This window comes from Psychromonas ingrahamii 37, assembly GCF_000015285.1.
GTDB classification, from domain to species: Bacteria; Pseudomonadota; Gammaproteobacteria; order Enterobacterales; family Psychromonadaceae; genus Psychromonas; species Psychromonas ingrahamii.
Genome location: NC_008709.1, coordinates 2,621,117 through 2,639,360 on the forward strand (window position 1 = coordinate 2,621,117; position 18,244 = coordinate 2,639,360).

An 18,244-nucleotide genomic window follows, 5' to 3' on the forward strand; every position below is an offset into this window, starting at 1 on the left:
GATGGCAACCGGTAATGCCAACCAAAAGGCCTTGTTCGGTCTTGTTTGAAAAAATAGCCATGAAGTAAATGGTGCAATTATCATGGCTAAGCTCATAATAAAAGCGCCTCCTGAAAGGCTGTTAGTGATAGAAACAGCATACACCCAGACCTGCATTGAGAGCGCTAAAACAAGGCCAACAGCGCAAGCTGAAATCACTTGCTTAGCGTTTAAAATCAGCACGTTTTGGTAGCAAAAAGGAAATAAAATAAGGCTGGCAATCAGAAATCTAGCAGCAATAAAAACATCTCCAGGCACCTCCACAACCACTGATTTTGATGCAATCCATCCAATGGCCGCAAGCAGCGTTGCCAGTAATAGGTGAAACTCTCCACGCATAGTGTTTTCTCTTGTTAGGAATGGTCAGGCAATCACGGAACATTTCAAAAAGAAATCACAACACCTTGCTTTATTATAACTTTTGTAGCATTGCATGTCTTTTATAAACCAATTTAAACTATCTAATACAAGCAGTAAGAGAGCCTCCCATGTTTGCAGAACAGCTCTTAGAGAGTCGATTACTAAAACGGCAAAAAAAGTGGAAGAAACACTTTATTTAATACAAAAACGCAACCGAAATCTGGCTCACCGTTACCAAAAGATACACACGTTATTACGTAATATTTTCACATAGCGTTGTTACATAGCGTTCTTTCATAAATCTAAGCTTAAGTAGATTACGGCACCTTAATAACCTAAGATAAAAATAGCTTTTTAGTCATTTTTCAACAAAACCTCCTGAAATCATGACAAAATAATCTTTATATTTTGTGCATCAACAGATTAGATAACACTAAGAAATAACATTAATAAATTAAAAAAATGACATTCATTTTTTTAATTTATAAGGATGATATTACAGACTTGATTCATTAATAACGGTTTTGTTACGTCCTAATGATTTCGCCTTATATAAATTTTTATCAGCATATTTAATAAATGTTTCTGCTGCATAATTTTCGATCGATGGAATTTTTATATAAGCGCCGATACTCACTGTAACATAATCAGAGACAGGTGATTTTGGATGAGTAATTTGACATAACTCAACATTATTTTTTATCAACTCGGCTAACTGTAATGTCTGCTGCGCACTCGCCCCCGTAAAAAAGATAATAAATTCCTCTCCGCCAAATCTTGCGACAATGTCCGTTTTCCTGGATAAGGAGTTTTTAATCGCATTAGCCACCTGCTTTAAGCACTGATCACCCTTCAGGTGACCATAATAGTCGTTATATAACTTAAAATAGTCGATATCTATCATTAATACTGCTAGCTCAGTCTGCTCTCGTTGCGCTTTATCAAAGCTGAACCCAAGTAATTTCATAAAAAAACGTTTGTTGCCTAACCCCGTTAATGGATCAGTTTCACTTAATTCTTTGAACATCTTATGTTGTTTTTTTATCCTTCGATACTGGCGTACTATTGCGGTGGTATCTTCAATAATGCCATAAATTATGGCGACCTCTCCTTGATCGTTAAGCTCAAGTATCTTAGCCCTGCTTGTAAAGTAATGAGTGATATTTGTTCTTGGATCAAAATAGGGAAATTGATTTTTGTACTCTGCGGTTTTTTGATTGAGTAAATCCTGATATTCAGCCAATATTAATTTCGCCTGCTGAGATGATTTTAGCTCAACATTTTTAAGATAATCACCCGCGATAGGGCAAGTATTAGAAACAGAGTGGTAGGGTAAAGATTTATCAAGGTTAAAGACATCCTCCATATACTGATTGCAATAAAAGAGATCGGGCTCATTTTCAATATCCATAATCCACCAGCAAACCTTGTGGAAATTAAGATAACGGTTTAACTCTTGAATATGTTTTTCCAGGGAAGATAACCTCATAAATTCGAACATCCTTTGTACACAATCTTTAGCTGTGTTTTTCTCGACAGAAGAGCATAACTCAAGGCTTAATACTTGAGCAGGTTGCTATTTATCGCATAAATATCAAGGTCAAAACTAGCTATAAGTATTTGCATATTAAGACAATTAGCATGATTTATCCTGAAGTATGAACAAAGACACACTCGCAATCAAGCTGTAAAATCATCAAATTTTGCACAGCCATTGCTATTGGGAGAAAGCCAGCGGAAATGAGATTAACCTAATTGAGCCACTTCTCAGAGGCCGACGCGCGAATACAATTTCAATAATAATGGTTGATAGTCTAACGATTTAGCCCTAAAAAACCGATCGTATTCCACAAAATATGTCGCTACAAACTAAAATCGATAAATTAAAACAATGACAAGCCCTGCTCAAGTCACCGCATCCCACCTATAGACCCTATAACATTAAGAACCAACTAGCCCGCAATGCCTATTTACTTAATGGCCTGAATGAAATCAGTTTTAAACATCTGCGGGCTATGTATATCCGCAGACGTAAAAAAGAGCACTGCTATTCCTACAAAATAGAAAATCAAACCATAGACTATTAAAGAAAACACCGTCTTTCATTGGATGGAAGATGACTTGACCCAGAAGGTTTAGGCTCTTTCACAATTTTTTACGTCATTTTCAAGCGTCTGGCTAAATAAAAATAAATAAAGATGCCACCTATTTTTATAACCATACTCTGCCCGTTCAATCCAGTAATTCAAGATAATCAATCAGCGAAAAAGGAATACCTTTATCTAATAATGCCTCCGATTTAAAGCGTCCTCACACTCATTTACAGGGAAAAAATGAGAATAGCTTTTGCTAGCCCGTGCCAAAAATTATGGGTGGCTAAGTTAAACCCTAAGTTAAACCCTAAGTTAAACCCTTATAAAGTAAAGTGTATCACCCAAGTAAACCTGTGTTGCACAAGATTGTGTCATAATCATTCAAAACAGTGCCTGAATAAAATAGAAAAGAAGATTAATATTTAGTCAATTAGATGGAAGTCCAGCGATTACTTTCTTACAAAACTAAAAATCAGAGCCCAAATTTACTTAGCAGCCATTATTCACGCAATCACGAAGAAGCCGGCATAGTGCGATCAACCTTTTAGGCTCTGTAAATTATGGTAAGATAATCAAGTGATGACACATCAGTATTTAAATATATAAATCCAGATTGCTTCCATCTCTCACATTGATATATTAAAAATGTTTTATTTTATATGTGCGCCTACTTAGTTGTGTCTTTAGCTACCGGTATTTCTTTTCCGCCATAGCCGCGCACAAGCCCGTTGGACAACACTAAAATTAATTATAAGCATATTCGTACAGCCTTTAAATGTGATCTAAAAATAGAGGTCAAATGCCTAAAAATAAGGATTAGATTATGAATAAAACAGCAGAAATAAAGCCAATAAATATTGAGTTGAAAGAAAATAATCTGATAGAAGCAATTGAGCATGATCAAATCATATAAACGATCAAGCATAGTCTGATTTATTTACCGAATCGGCATTAAGAACCGCAGATCTAATTAAAAATGACTTATCAAACAGACCTTAGCAGAACAATGACAATGGCAAAATATAACCCGGGAATAGTTTCGTTGAGTTAGTTTCAAACACCTCTTTTTCGGTCTGTCCGAAGAGAATTTATGCAATTAATATTTTGGAGAAAATAAAGATGTCAGAAATAAATAAGTATTCAAAAACAGTGACGTTAGATGAATCACAACCGGCTTCACAGGCCATGCTTTATGCTATTGGTTTGAAAGAAGAGGATATGAAAAAAGCGCAAGTGGGTATTGTTTCAACAGGATGGGAAGGAAATCCATGCAATATGCACTTAAACGAATTTGCTAAAGACGTGAAAAAAAGTGTGAACGCAGCTGATTTGGTGGGATTAATCTTTCACACAATCGGAGTGAGTGATGGTATTTCAAACGGGACTACCGGGATGAAGTACTCTTTAGTGTCTCGTGAGATCATTGCTGATTCTATTGAAACGGTTGTAAGTGCGCAATTTTATGATGCGATTGTTGCCATTGTAGGATGTGATAAAAATATGCCCGGTGCAATGATGGCATTGTCGCGTTTAAATCGTCCGGGAATATTGGTTTATGGCGGTTCGGTTAAAGCTGGAAAATGGAAAGGTGAAGACTTGAATATCGTTTCTGCTTTCGAAGCTTATGGAAAAAAATTACAGGGTGTTATCTCCCATGAAGATTATAAAGGGGTAATTCAAAATGCGATCCCGGGTCCGGGTGCTTGTGGTGGAATGTATACGGCAAATACTATGTCTTCAGCTATTGAAGCGTTAGGCATGAGTTTGCCTTACTCTTCATCGAACCCGGCGGTTAGCGATGACAAAAAAAGAGAATTAACAACAGTGGGTGATGCAGTTAAAAACCTGCTGGAAAAAGATATTAAACCAAAAGATATTATGACCAAAAAAGCGTTCGAGAATGCCTTAAGAATTATTATGATTTTAGGGGGCTCTACCAATGCAACTTTACATATGATTGCAATGGCCCGATCATCAGGTGTTGACTTGAGTTTAGATGATTTCCAAAAGATGGCAGATAAAACGCCATTATTGGCAAATTTAAAACCTTCCGGGGAATTCCTAATGCAAGACTTACATGAAATCGGCGGGATCCCTGCAGTCATGAAATACTTATTGGCTGAAGGTTTATTACATGGGGATTGTTTGACCGTTACAGGTAACACCATTGCTGAAAACTTAGCTGATTTACCCGGCCTTCCTGATGATCAGGACATTATCAGACCTTTGTCTAACCCCTTGAAAGAAACTGGCCACTTACAGATTCTTTATGGAAACTTGGCACCTGAAGGTTCAGTTGCAAAGATTACAGGTAAAGAAGGCGAAGTATTCGAAGGCCCGGCAAGAGTTTATGAAGATGAATTTTCAGCAATAAAAGGTATCGGAGACGAAGTGCAAAAAGGTGAAGTTATCGTTATCCGTTATTCAGGACCAAAAGGTGCGCCTGGCATGCCAGAAATGCTAAAACCAACTTCAGCTGTAATGGGGGCGGGTCTTGGAAAAGACGTGGCATTAATTACAGATGGCAGATTCTCCGGAGGTTCTCATGGTTTTGTTGTTGGACACGTGACGCCAGAGGCATCGGAAGGTGGATTGATTGCCCTGGTCCAAAATGGAGACATGATCCGAATTGATTCTGTTACTAACAAATTGGAATTGAAAGTCGATCAGGCTGAAATCAACAAGCGTAAAGCTGCTTGGATAAAACCAGCTTACAGAGCGACAAATGGTGTACTAAGAAAGTATATCGCCACGGTAAAATCTGCCTCTCTAGGATGTGTTACCGATGAAATAGACGAACTGTAGTCTCTAAGTAATATTAGTTATTAATTTGTTATCTCGAAGACCTGGCAGGATCTGTTGGCTTTTTGAGTACAAATTGCGTTCAATCTAAACGTGTTCTGAGCAAGGTATAACCCAGCGCAGGACACTTTTAGATGACCCCGAAGGCCAGCATTTGTGGATACGATCGACTACGTTATCGCCTGTTTATGTAGAATAATGACACGGCGCAGGCCTTGCCTTGTATCAGCATGCAAAAATTGCTGCAAAAATGCACAAAAAAGGTCAGAAAACCCGACCTTCAGCTCTTTATTCACAATACTCGCCACTCACTTTGTTAATATACTCCACGTGAGTTTCTTACTAGAATTAACCACACGACCGAACTGCTTTTTAATACCGACACCTTTATAAATTGCCTCTACGCGCTGTCGATTTCTTTGAACATTACTTGCATTAGCAATTTTCTGACTGATAACTTGCTTAAGCTTCTCAATATTGAAGCTCTTTTTATTCAAGGCAATAGACAGTGCCAGAATACTGTCGGGCATTAAAAGCTTGTGGTTGTAAGCGACAGCCTGACTAATTATTTTGGCCTTTACCGTAGTGGGGTCATCCAGATTATAAGGAGGCTGCCACTCAGAAACAGGTTTAAGCTTATCAACTTGGTTAACAACGCAAATGACCGCAGGTTTCTTACGTGAAATATGCTTGGCATATAAATAAAAATCATCAAACTTAGCTTTCAATTTTTTATCAAGATCCCGTGCTGGCTGATTTGCTTTTAGTACCCAAACTATCAGGTCTGCGTGGGTCATTTCTAACAGCATAAGTGTTTCTTTTTTTTCATCACCATTCAAACCGTGAAGATCAACAATGCGCACTTCTGCATCATTCAGCATAGCCGTATAGACTGTCGCCCCCTTAGTCGAGGGTAATATATCCACTTCAGCAACCAGCTCATTTTTGAGTACATTTATAATAGAGGATTTTCCCGCATTAGTTTGCCCCACCATCACAATGCGTATCGGCTCTAATTCAGACACCATTCTCTGCTGGTCTTTATCGGCAACCGTTGAAGCGGATAGATTCTCTTCATCAAAACTAAAGCGCCCGCTATACAAATCAATCGCAACACAAGACACTTCATCGAGTAAAGCTTGCTTGGCTTTAAGCTGCATATCTTCAAAAAATCCCTTAGTCATGCCGGATGTTGATTGCTGATTAAGTAAGTCAATCGCAAACTTTGATGGATTTAGATAAGCATTTTTAGCATGATTAGCCCAAATTGCTATATTTATTGCTTTTTCACCTATCTCACCGTATTTATCATAAGCATCATAACCTGCTTTTAAGTGTGAAATTTTTAACGCTTCAATCGCGAGACCATATTTATCCAGTAATTTACGATAGCGTTTACTGACTTCTTCAAAGACCTTTAATCCTTCAGGAAGGCTAAAATTTAGCGCTTCTTTGTCAAACTCAAGGGCTATAAATTCAAGGATTTTTATGCCTGCAGAATCAAGATTTGACCACTCATTATTTTCCGCCAGTAACTCTCTAGAATATAGCTTTACTCGCGCCCAAATCAGCATTTCATTTTGTGACCAGTCAGCAGAAGCTTTGACTAATCCCTCTTCAACTGTCCCATCGGCTGCAACAGTATTTTCTTGGTGTTTGCTATTTGAAACTCGGCTCAGCAAGAACAATGGCAGGCTAATAATGAGCGTGCTGAGCGCAATAATTAAAGAAAGCGCCAGAATATAATCATATTTAATCGCTAGAAATAATCCAAATCCCATCATCGCCAACATTGGCAATACGGCAGAGATGACAGCAATGCCCCAGCGCCCGCCTGATAACTCAGAGAGGAGTAAAAATAGATCCTTAATTTTATTCATAACCCGCTGCTGCCTTCCCTTTTTTAAATGATTTTTTATACATATTTTGCATTGCTTCATTAGAAGCAATGTCACCTTTACTCTTATGGTAAAAGTAATAACAAGCAGCTCGACCTAATCCATAAGTAGTCGCAAAGCTCATCGCGGCAGCGGCAACAGCGCCTGCTGTTTGACCATACACCGGAATCAATTTAACAAGTTGCCTTGCCCCAAGCTTTGCGGAGTATTGCAAAGCAAAGCCACTGCCTAATGTGCCAATTAATTCACTGAAGGTTCTGCTGTTCCATTGCACACCATATTGGTTCGCTAGACCATGCAGCATTTTTGCCTGAATAGCAGGAACAGAAACCAATCCAACAGCGGGAATAAGATCACTTGCAGCAGCACTGCCCGCGTACCAGAGTACTTCATTTGCTACTTTATCAAAATTTTCCCCCTCCACGGTTGAATGCTCTTTATCTTCAACTATCAAACCAATAACAGGTAGAAATTTTGTTAGCGCCGAGATTAGCAATTGATAGTTGTACACAGCACCATCTTCACACTCAAAGTCCACAGACACTGAATCAAAGCCCTTACCCCATATGCCACGGACTTGCCCCTCGTTAAAGGCAATCTGGCGCACTCGCTCAACTTCTTCAGAAAGTAAAACGGCACTGTGAATAAGCAGTAGGTGTTTAATCTGTTTGTTCTTTTTAATCTGTTTGAGTGCTGCCAAAACAGCACTCTGCTCGGGCTCATCAACTTTCATCACCACAACAACCGCATTACCGGATTGACCAATCTCTTTTAGGTCTTGAGCCGGATCATAATCGGCTTCACCTAAACCTCTGGTATCTAAGAAACGCATAACAGCTTTGTCTTGTGGAAAATCATAAACAGAAGCCGTCATGGTGCATGGTTCAAAGCCATTCCCGACTTCTACAGAAGAAAGACCCGTAACCGCTTGAATAAATAACGACTTCCCCGCGCCCGTTTTTCCTAATAACCACAAAGTCGGTAAATGTTTGCGCTGAAGTTCATGAGCCTGAGCCAGGTCAGGGTTTTTAATTGGATTTATAAATTCTTTTATTTGATCAAACATGGTTAATTCAACTCGTCAGGAATATTGATAGTATCTGGATCAGGGTAATAGAAAGTTATTTACAACTGCCATTAAAAAGAAGTGCCTATTACTTATCTAATGTGATTGGTGGAACAAAGCCGCTGCGCGGCAGAAAAAACACAACAGCAATGAAGCGGGCAAGTAAGATACCGTTACTGATGAGGATATTTTTATTGCAGGAAATTCATGATTATCACTAAAAATAATATACCTTAACTATAACTGTCTTTAACATAACATGCAGCAATAACAAAAAGAAAAGAAAAAACACATCTATACGGTCTCTTTAAAAAGGCGGTAGTCCTTGTTATCATGAGGGAACCATATATTTACAAAAAATCCAGTCTCAGTGATATCACGCTTTAATTTAAGGCGCATGCTCAAACCATAGAAAGCTCACGCTATAGAAATGTTAACGGGTGACATCTTTTTTCTTCTTTGTCTGTAATATGCGGACGTAGCATCAAAACAAGTAATTAACACAGTTAAATACACAAGCTATAAACTCGGGAATTAATGTATTTTTAACATATCCCATATTCCGCACTTATTTCCTAGAACCAACTGATGCAAATAACAATCTGATTTTTTGTACACACGGAAGATAAAAAATAAATATTATTCAATCAATTAGATCTTGCCCTTCATATCGGATAACTCTATTTGGCTGAGTTTGATAGAAAACAGGCAATATTTCAGCGGCCTTCTCATCAAGATGCCAATCGAATAAGTCTGTATTACAAAAAATTAGGAGTGTAATTTGAAGCAACTGTCTGTGTTAAAAGAAGAAACTTTAAAGCGTTTTATGGATATTTTTGAAACTTCTCATGAAGGACTTTGGGAAATGGGTCCGGATTTTCAGGTTAATTTTTTAAATCGCAGTTTCTATAACGCCTTTGCTGTCAGTACCAGAGGCTCCAACCTGAAGGAGTGGACTGCACTTGTTCATCCTGATGATGTTCATCTCTTTACTCAAAAGGTAGAACAACAAATCGACAATATGACCACTGTTGTCGATAGTGAATATCGCGTAAAGAATAAAGTTGGCGAATATATATGGATAGCGGCTAAGAGCACCTCCAGATTTGATCCCGATGGTCACTTGATTTATATGGCCGGTTCGCATAAAGATGTGACCGAAGAAAAAGAAAATCAACACAGACTCTATCAAACTGCCTATATAGATCCCAACACAGGTTTAATGAATGCGCACAAGTTACTTCAGGATTTAAAAGATAATTTTAGTCAACAAGCTGGTGCCTTATTGTTTATCAAATTGATTAACTTTAATGTCTATATTGATTCTTATGGCACTTATGCCGGCCATAAAATAGTTCGGAAATTATTAAACTGTCTCAGTGAGCTATTTATTGGCGATTGTCAGTTTTATCGCCAGAAATCGAGTGAATTTGTGATCAGAATAACTAAGCCTGTTACTTCCGAGCGAATAGAAAAATCGATTGAACAGTTGCTGGTAATATTTAAACATAACGGCAAAGACCTTAAGAATAACGATATACCAAATTTGAGCGTGGGCATTTGTATGTTGCCATCAAGCGCGGAATGCGAAAAAACACTTCTGCATCAGGTCAAACTGACCATGATATATGCCCACGAACACACCGACCAGCAATTTGCTTTTTTTAATGAGCAAATTAAACACATTGTAAAAAAGAGACTTCATATAAAAACAGCTATGAAATCAGCTCTTTATAATAATGAATTCCTGTTAAAGTTTCAGCCAATCATACAGTCTAAGACGAAAAAAGTGGACAGTTTCGAGGCACTTATTCGTTGGGACAGCCCTGTTTTTGGCGAAATCATGCCCGATGAGTTCATCCCTGCAGCCGAGCAAAATCTAAATATTATCGACATTGGTTACTTTGTGCTTGAACAGGCCTGCACATTTATCTGCCGCTACCATGAACTCAACGACCGGCTGGTAAAAATAGCCATTAATATTTCAGGGATACAATTATTACAACATGATTTTGTTGATCGGGTACTTTCTACTGTTAGTCAATTTATGCTTAATAACAGCGATATCGTGCTCGAGATCACCGAGTCTCTGTTGTTGGACTCTAATAACTTCGCAAAAGAGCAGATAACCAGATTAAGGGATAAGGGATTTTCTGTCTCTATGGATGATTTTGGCACCGGATATTCATCCCTAAATAATTTTTTTACTCTGCCTTTTACTCAACTAAAAATAGATCGTCAAGTCGTCAACCAGTCAATGATGACCACAGAAGCCAGAGCCTACATCGCATTCCTGATTCAACTTTGCCAGAATAAGGATATTGAAGTCGTTGCAGAAGGGATTGAAACCCAAGAGATGAGCGATGCAATGAAAGCAATAGGCGTCAATCTATTGCAGGGATATCTTTTCTCCAAACCGGCATCTGCCGCCGACGCCCTGAATATTTGTGAATACAAGTTTTAGCCCTTCAAAATGCAATAAGAATTTAAGCTGTCGTAATACCCCCTTTAGTTAACAACATTATTATTGATGAGGTAATTTCAAGCAGCTTTTAAAGTCACCACGCCAGAAAATCCCCTAAGTGAAGCAAAAAAAAGCACAGCCGATCAGTAATAATGATGCTATTGCGAAAAATATTAGAAAAAGGATCTTCATTGGGCTGAATAACCCAAAATAGTTCTGATTTTTAGATAACCGTCGTGCTCTTCGCTCGTGTTTGCAGGAAAAGGCAGGTAATAATAAGTAACATACCAAGCCAACCGGAAAAAGCAATATGTTCCCCAACAACCGATACAGCTAAGACTGCCGCTACAACAGGCTCGAAAAGCGTCAACAACGTCGCCCTGCTCGCATGCACATATCTAAGACCAAAACCAAAAGCAAGGTAGCCTATAAACATAGGCACAAGTGCCATATAAGAGACAACAAGAATATTATTGAGATTTGAAAATAAGTTCTCTCCCGTAAAGAATAAAGACGGAATTAAGATTGCGGCACCGAGTGCAAACAGACTTCCCATTGCTGATTCCGACTGTATTCCCTTTTCTATCAAGGATCTTGCTACCCAAGAGTATATTGCATATGTCAGTCCAGCGAGTAGCCCAAGCAAAGCACCAATAAACTTAAGCGCATTTTGTTGATCATATTGAGCACTCATACCCTCAGAATAGGTGAGTAAAACCACGCCTATCACGCCAAGTCCAACACTTACCTGCCAGCGTCTATCCATATGATTTTTTTTGCTTAAAAGACGCTCGAGCAAAACCGTTGCAAACGGCGCAGTTGCGATAGAAATGACGGTTCCTATGGTGATCCCTGAAAACTGCATTGCAGTATAGAATGCCAATGGGTAGATAGCGACGGCCAGCGCGCCGATTAAGAGCTCCCGCTTAACGGTGAGTAACTTATCAATATCACTAATAAGTTTTTTTCTCGCAATCATTGCCTGTAATAGCCCGCCAATTCCCATCGCAAAAGCGCCTATGGCTAAGGGGCTTAATTGCGGGGCGAAGCTTGCCACTGTGCCGGTCGTTCCCCATAGAATTGCAGCTAATAAAACAGCAAATCGTCCATTTTTAATTTGTTTTTCTGAAATATTGTTTAGTGACATTTTACCTCTCGAAGAACTAAGGGTTATTATAGAAAGGCTATTATAATTAAAATGAATAAAAATAGTTTGCTAAAAGGACGCAATTGTTGATTAAAAGGACACACTTTAAACTTGCTGACAGGATAGTCAGTGATGGTAAAATGAAGATCTCCTTACCGAATCGTTTAAGTCTCAAAATGCGAATGGAAGGCAGTTCAGTAAAGAGAACTTTTATATTGAGGTTAGATTAAAGGCAAATCAACGCACGTGGAGACAGGCCAAAATAGAGAGAAAATCGACGGCTAAATGCGGATAGGTCATTGTAACCGACTTGTTGGGCAATAAGTTGAACGGGTAAATCGGTATGCGTTAGCAGTGCTTTGGCCTTTTCCATGCGTTTTTGGGTAATATATTTATAAGCACTGATCCCTAAGTTATTTGTAAATAATTTCTTAAATTGAGTCGGGCTCAGGTAAGCTATTTTGGCAAGTTCCAATATTTGTAGACTAGCAGAGAGATTTGCATCAATAAATGCTTGCACGGATCTGATTCGTTGCTCTACATGAAGGTTCAAGATTTGCTTTTCTAAAAGTATGTAAAAGAGTTGAAAAACATCTTTCTCTATTACCTTATCAACCTAATATTCAAGTTGATTCTCTATAAAGTGTAAGTAACTTCGTAAAGGCGCTGTGATAGCAAACACAACATGATCAGAGAACAATAAGTTGCCAGGCAATTTATCGATGTCTGCGACGATAAAGCGAGCGGCTTCATTCGCTCTGAAATGATGTCTTTTGCCTGATTGGATAACAACACATTCACCCACTGAAACCTTTCCTTGATAACCATCAAGTTCAATATTAATTCCCCCTTGTATTGGAAGTACTAACTGATGATATAGATAGGAGTGGCTTTGTCTTTGCTTTGTGTAAGTACGAATGCTCAAGCTATTTTTCATAGTAAGATCAGTTTGTAATTAGCAATGTGACTAAGTGAGTTTGTCAGGTATTGTGCATCAACAAGGTGATTTACCATACTTTTTAAATAAATAATGTACAACATACTCAATCTTTAAATCTACATTTTCCTCGGGCCATTTAAATCAGACTATTACTGACTAACGCCCGCTTGTTCCGCCAAGCTAATTGAATCATTTATTTTTAGTTTCTAAATCCGTTTGAGGATTTTTACGGGGTTATCTTTCTAAAGCGTAAAAGGGCAAAGCGAGACAGACTCTTTACTCGATTATCGAAATCTAAGGCTAATTTCAAAAATGCCTTTGTATGAAACGAGCGGACTAGCAAATAGCACAGAACAGCACTTATATAACGGTTGTTCGGTGCTATTTATAAAAATTAAAGACCCGATAAAGATTTCCACGTTTTGCTACCGATAAAAGTATCCCCTTGGTACAAAGCAATTAAATCTCCTTCTAGATGCCTTTTGGCTTTCAACACTACCCCGTCCCATACGTCAGTTTCAACCCGGTCGCCAACCGTTATTTGCTGATTATATAATTCTGAGATATCATTCCGCTCTGCCAGTGCCTCGGATTCTGTCGCAAAAAAATAGGACCAATTTGGGCCTCCATGCTCAAACATACAGATACTGAATCCATTACCAGTAGGGGTCGCATGGACAAAGAACTCACCTTTGCGAACTGCAATTTCGATGTCAGCCGCTCCTTTATTCATATCTAAAAGATGATTGGACATAACTTGAGTTTCCATTTTCAATTCCTTTTATATTGATTTTTTACGCATATTTATTATATAAAAAAACAATTTCGTGCAATTAAATAATGCATGAAACGGAGGTTGGATTTCAATTTAAACATTAGTTTATGACAGAAATATTAAATTACCGACTATACCTCCAATAGGTATATATTGTGAATTTAAGTGAGCCATCACATTCAATAATTAAATGACAATCAGAATCAATATCAGTAATCCTTCGCCAATGGAGATACTCAATAGAATCTGTTTCCGGGGCATTCCCGAAAGCCATGAAAAATAGAGGAGATGTTATGGTTTATGTGATTGCGCAATTTAGAATGCTGGTTGTGATTGCTTGGCCCTTGGCAAGTAAAAAGTAGACAGCAGTCATGTTAATGACTGCTGTTGTACACCATTCTTTTACACCCTAATTATTTAATCCCTGTTATGTTCAACAGATATTTTTAAGCATTAAAAAAAGGCTAAAACAGATCATGCAATATATCTCCTTAAGAGAGAATGCGGTTTACAGAGCCATACAGAACGTCATTTTTTGGTGATAGCTCCATCATTATCAATTTCTTTTTACTGTTTATTTTTTAAGCTAAAATGGTTTATTTATTAAACAAACATTGACTTTCATTTTGGATTCTATAAAGTGCCCCTCAGCAACAAAGAAAGCCTTTTTTTTACATTCTCCATTCCGTCGTTTTATTAATAATACCTCGCACTGTAGTTTTTAAGTTCCAGTCTGTTTTTACGCTATTCACGCCCCTTGAAGGCAATTTCACATTAAAATTACAGGATATTATTATGTCTAATAAAATACAAGGAACCGTTAAATGGTTCAACGAAGCGAAAGGTTTTGGATTTATCGAGCAAGCATCTGGTCCAGATGTATTCGCTCACTTTAGTGCTATCGCAAGCGAAGGTTTCAAAACCTTAGCTGAAGGCCAAAAAGTAGAATTCTCTGTAAGCCAAGGTCAAAAAGGCCCGCAAGCAGACAATATTGTAGCACTTTAATTTGCTGTGATATTTTAGCGCCGATAGAGCGCTAATTTAATAAAATAAATGGTAGACCTTTACGGGTTTGCCATTTTTTTTGTCATTAATTGGAAAAATAAGAATGAAATCCGGCCAGTATTTTAACAACTAATCTGCAAAGGCTACTGTTTAGGTCAATGCCTTTTAGAGAGTTCATTTAATACCTATTATGGTCACTAATTACATTTATTACATTTTCTTATTTAAAGTCTGGTTTTATCATCAAATATACACAACTCCCCTTAAAAAAGAGTGGATAGATCAATATTAATCCTAAAGTGGTGTGTTAAAAAAGTGTCTTTATGAGAATTTTTTAAGCAAAAAAACTTTTTCTATTTGGCAGATTGGTATCACTTTTTATAAGTGCCCTACTTTAACCAAAATAACTGTTTCTTGCTCAACATAAGGAGAGTGTTCACTTAAGTGTGGACTGCGAAGCCAGGTTCCCTTGGGATAACGACCATATTCATCAATAAACTCGCCACTGATAACAAATATTTCTTCACCACCAAAATGGCGGTGTCTTTGAAAATGCTCACCTTTAGGCCATTTAACCAGCGCGGTAGATTCTCCTTTATAGTTGTGAAGTGGCATCACTGACAAGCCCCCTATTCCCGGTGACCAAGCTGTTTGTTGCGAATAATATCCTCATTATCACCTGCTTGAAACTGGTGTAATTTTACCAACAGAATACAGCCTTCTTTGCTAAAAGGCGCGTGTTTAAATCATTCAGGATTTCGAAAGTAACTGCCAGCATGATAATCTCCCGTGTGATCAGAAAAAGTACCTGACAATACCAGTATTTCTTCACCTAAAGGATGATCATGCTCTTTAAAACTGGTACCCGGATTAAACTTGACTAAGCTGGTTGCATGACCTCTTTCAGCGTCTCCTCTGGCTAAAGGCTTACGCCAAACGCCGACATGTGGACTGGCGATCCAAAGTTGCAGGTGCATTTGAATAGCAATTTTTTTGTCAAAATTCATATTTAACATCTAGTTCACTCCATTTTCATGGTTGCTGCGGTTGCCTAAAACAAACATAATAGGTTAATAACTAAGGTATCAAACGGTTATTTGATCTGCCAAGCAAAGCAAAGCAAAGCATAAAATGGTAGCACCAGCAACCACGGCAACAACCAATGCTTTGAGGAAAATATACCGCTTATTTAAATCCTGACAGAAAATTATAAAACCCAAAGTTCAAACCTCCCCATGGTAAATGAAAGGTAAAAGGCAGACACCATTGAACCTATCCAACGCAAGATTTCTTTTCCATCCATTAGTTCTTACTGGTGCAAAAAAACCCAAGAAGTTCTAAGTGTCGTGCTTGCTTTACGCCAAGTGCACGGTTATTCTGCTCCTATTTTATGGATAACAGATTAAATATCACTATGAAAAGTCAGTTTAGATTACCGATAATTCTTGATGGCGGAATGGGCCGTGAGCTTAAGCGCATTGGTGCTCCTTTTCAGCAGCCTGAATGGTCAGCTCAAGCGTTAATTGAATCCCCTCATTTTATCTCTGAAGTACATAAAAGCTTTATAGAGGCAGGGGCTGAGGTTATTACCACTAATACCTACGCATTAGTACCCTTTCATATTGGTGAGAAGCGTTTTAACGAACAAGGTGCTGACCTTATTAAGCTTGCCGCAAGATTAGCCCGCGAGTGCGTCAAGGAGAATTCAGCTGTGTTGGTCGCTGGTTGTATTCCGCCAGTGTTAGGCTCTTACCGGCCAGATCTGTTTTCAGTGGAAAAAGCTAAGCCAGTGCTTGAGCTATTGATAAAAAATCAGGAAGCTGATGTGGACATTTGGTTAGCCGAAACGATATCTTCTATCGCAGAAGCCGCCATGATCAAGGCTCGTACTGTTGTCACCAATAAACCAACTTGGATTGCGTTTACCATTAAAGATGAAATAACTACCGAGCCGGCCCTGCGTTCAGGAGAGTCAGTTTATGATGCGGTTAGCCAAATCGCAGGACAAAATGTTTCGGCGATCTTATTTAATTGCAGCGGTGTCGAAGTGATGGAGACAGCACTTATCACCGCAAAACAGGCGTTATTAGATAAAGAAATTGAAGACCAAGTCCAGTTGGGCGTGTACGCGAATAATTTCCCTCCGATCGGTGAACTGCATCAGGCGAATCAGGATCATGGTGTCTCCGGCATAAGAGATGATGTTCCCCCGGAAAAATACCATGAATTTGGATTATCTTGGATTAACGCTGGCGCCTCTATTATTGGTGGATGTTGCGGGGTTTCACCGGCACATATCAAAAAATTAGCCGAGCTTAAATAGCCTTATAACCTTATTGCTTTCAAGCTTCGAGCCTTACTGCTTTACAGCCCTTATAGCTTGAATGTCAGTCCCTCCTGAGACATCATTCGCTTAATAGAGTCGCGTTGCAGCATAGCTTGCAGGTGCCTGCGCAGGTTTGGAAAGTCCTGCGCACGACTGTCATAGCGGCTGCTCCAGTAAGCCACCATAAACAGATGAAAATCTGCGCCGCTTACTCTGTCCCCCAGAAGCCATGGGCCTTTGCCGCCCAGATCATCATTGATAATCGACCAGCAGCGGCTCAGCTCATGGGTTGCTTTCTCCACCACCGGAGTCAAATCGCTATCGCCGGCGACGCAGTGCTCCGGATGAGCCCAGCGGTTGGCTGCTTCCTGCAAGGTATTTGACATCCAGGTGAGATATTGATAGTAGTGGCCTCGTTGCGGCGAATGCGGTGCGGGCGCCAAACCTGCATCCGGGTGCTGGTCAAGCAGGTACATCAAGATCGCCGCCGATTCATAAATGACCTCGCCCCGGTGCTCTAATACGGGCACTTTGCCGTTCGGGTTAATTGCCAGATACTCCGGTGTACGTTGCATCCCTTTAGCCAAGTCGATTTCGATCAACTGATAGGCGACACCCAACTCTTCCAGTATGGCGTGAGTGGCCATATTGGCTCCTCCGCGATCCCAATACAGTGTGTAAATAATACTTCTCCTTGTGTAATTAAATGTACAAAGGCTAAATATGCACCAAAATGAAGCAACTATATCACCGGAGGATACATTATTTTGCCATTAGCCACCTATTCGCATGGACAGTGACTAACAACATAATAAAAAAGGGCGCTTAGTGCGCCATTAGCTATCGTCAAATTCGATAGTTTTTAGCTTGGAATAAATCAGATGTTTAATAAGCGCCCGCTTTTTTTACCAAATCTTGAGCTTGACGCCGTAATATTCCTTCCGCGCCCAGCCTAAGTGCTTTTTGAGCAAGTGATGTGGCTTGATTATAAGCCGCTTCTTGATAACGCAGTTCACCTAAACGATAATAACTTTCAGGGAAACGAGGTGCCATTCTAATCGCTCTTTCAAGAGAAGAAGCGGCGGCCTGCCGGTCGCCATTTTTTTCCTGTTGCTCAGCGCGCTTGAGTAAATAAATGACCGCAGAGGGGGCGCTAGCCGCGCTATCAACAGGCACTTCCTGAGGTGCCAGCTGCACAGGCTCACGCGGAGTCTCGATAACAGCTGGCTGTTTAGTTTTATCAATAGGTTGAGTGGGTATTGTGCTACAAGCCACCAAAATCCATGGCAAACACAGCACTGCACATTTATTAAAAAAATTCATAATTGT

General features: G+C 39.2%; 13 protein-coding genes and 2 pseudogenes. 4 read left to right on the forward strand and 11 right to left on the reverse strand.

What is annotated here, in order from left to right; translation table 11 throughout:
- Positions 1-39 precede the first annotated feature (39 nt).
- Positions 40-378: pseudogene (locus PING_RS21865) on the reverse strand (EamA family transporter); the annotation flags it as partial.
- A gap of 517 nt (positions 379-895) precedes the next feature.
- A complete protein-coding gene (locus PING_RS11100) occupies positions 896-1,888 on the reverse strand; it encodes a GGDEF domain-containing protein (protein ID WP_011770453.1) in 993 nt (330 codons plus the stop codon).
- A gap of 1,723 nt (positions 1,889-3,611) precedes the next feature.
- Between PING_RS11100 and ilvD the strand changes: the two genes are divergently transcribed.
- Positions 3,612-5,297: a dihydroxy-acid dehydratase gene (ilvD, locus tag PING_RS11105; RefSeq protein ID WP_011770454.1), complete on the forward strand. Its 1,686-nt coding sequence runs from the start codon at positions 3,612-3,614 to the stop codon at positions 5,295-5,297.
- 305 nt (positions 5,298-5,602) lie between these two features.
- On the opposite strand, the gene PING_RS11110 is transcribed toward ilvD, so the two are convergent.
- Positions 5,603-7,174, reverse strand: coding sequence for a GTPase family protein (locus tag PING_RS11110; RefSeq protein ID WP_011770455.1), 1,572 nt, complete (start codon positions 7,172-7,174; stop codon positions 5,603-5,605).
- Positions 7,167-8,258 (reverse strand): YcjF family protein, encoded by a 1,092-nt coding sequence (locus PING_RS11115; RefSeq protein WP_011770456.1) that lies wholly within the window; start codon positions 8,256-8,258, stop codon positions 7,167-7,169. The genes PING_RS11110 and PING_RS11115 overlap by 8 nt, the downstream gene beginning before the upstream one ends.
- Positions 8,259-9,039: 781 nt before the next feature.
- Here PING_RS11115 and PING_RS11120 point away from each other — a divergent pair.
- Positions 9,040-10,722 carry a putative bifunctional diguanylate cyclase/phosphodiesterase gene (locus tag PING_RS11120; protein ID WP_011770457.1) on the forward strand — a complete coding sequence of 561 codons (1,683 nt, stop codon included), beginning with the start codon at positions 9,040-9,042 and terminating at the stop codon, positions 10,720-10,722.
- A gap of 223 nt (positions 10,723-10,945) precedes the next feature.
- On the opposite strand, the gene PING_RS11125 is transcribed toward PING_RS11120, so the two are convergent.
- The 4 genes from PING_RS11125 to PING_RS11135 all read right to left on the reverse strand — a co-directional run bounded on the left by PING_RS11125 (position 10,946) and on the right by PING_RS11135 (position 13,578).
- Positions 10,946-11,869, reverse strand: a complete 924-nt coding sequence (locus PING_RS11125; RefSeq protein ID WP_011770458.1) for a DMT family transporter — start codon at positions 11,867-11,869, stop codon at positions 10,946-10,948.
- A 226-nt stretch (positions 11,870-12,095) separates the two neighbouring features.
- Complete coding sequence (locus PING_RS21980) at positions 12,096-12,389, reverse strand: AraC family transcriptional regulator (protein WP_332248847.1); 294 nt, start codon at positions 12,387-12,389, stop codon at positions 12,096-12,098.
- A gap of 96 nt (positions 12,390-12,485) precedes the next feature.
- Entirely contained in the window at positions 12,486-12,794 is a 309-nt protein-coding gene (locus PING_RS21985; protein WP_332248848.1) for a hypothetical protein, read from the reverse strand.
- 409 nt (positions 12,795-13,203) lie between these two features.
- A complete protein-coding gene (locus tag PING_RS11135; protein ID WP_011770459.1) occupies positions 13,204-13,578 on the reverse strand; it encodes a hypothetical protein in 375 nt (124 codons plus the stop codon).
- Positions 13,579-14,379: 801 nt separating this feature from the next.
- Between PING_RS11135 and PING_RS11140 the strand changes: the two genes are divergently transcribed.
- Positions 14,380-14,589, forward strand: coding sequence for a cold-shock protein (locus PING_RS11140; protein WP_011770460.1), 210 nt, complete (start codon positions 14,380-14,382; stop codon positions 14,587-14,589).
- Positions 14,590-14,967: 378 nt separating this feature from the next.
- Here the strand turns inward: PING_RS11140 and PING_RS11145 are convergent.
- Positions 14,968-15,605, reverse strand: a pseudogene (locus PING_RS11145) (cupin domain-containing protein).
- A 374-nt stretch (positions 15,606-15,979) separates the two neighbouring features.
- Here PING_RS11145 and PING_RS11150 point away from each other — a divergent pair.
- Positions 15,980-16,912 (forward strand): homocysteine S-methyltransferase family protein, encoded by a 933-nt coding sequence (locus PING_RS11150; protein ID WP_011770461.1) that lies wholly within the window; start codon positions 15,980-15,982, stop codon positions 16,910-16,912.
- 50 nt (positions 16,913-16,962) lie between these two features.
- Here PING_RS11150 and PING_RS11155 read toward each other — a convergent pair whose 3' ends face one another.
- Both PING_RS11155 and PING_RS11160 read right to left on the reverse strand, forming a co-directional pair.
- Entirely contained in the window at positions 16,963-17,661 is a 699-nt protein-coding gene (locus tag PING_RS11155; RefSeq protein ID WP_332248885.1) for a glutathione S-transferase family protein, read from the reverse strand.
- 139 nt (positions 17,662-17,800) lie between these two features.
- The gene (locus PING_RS11160; protein ID WP_011770463.1) at positions 17,801-18,238 is read right to left on the reverse strand and encodes a tetratricopeptide repeat protein; all 438 of its coding nucleotides are present in this window, start codon (positions 18,236-18,238) and stop codon (positions 17,801-17,803) included.
- Between the last annotated feature and the right edge of the window lie 6 nt (positions 18,239-18,244).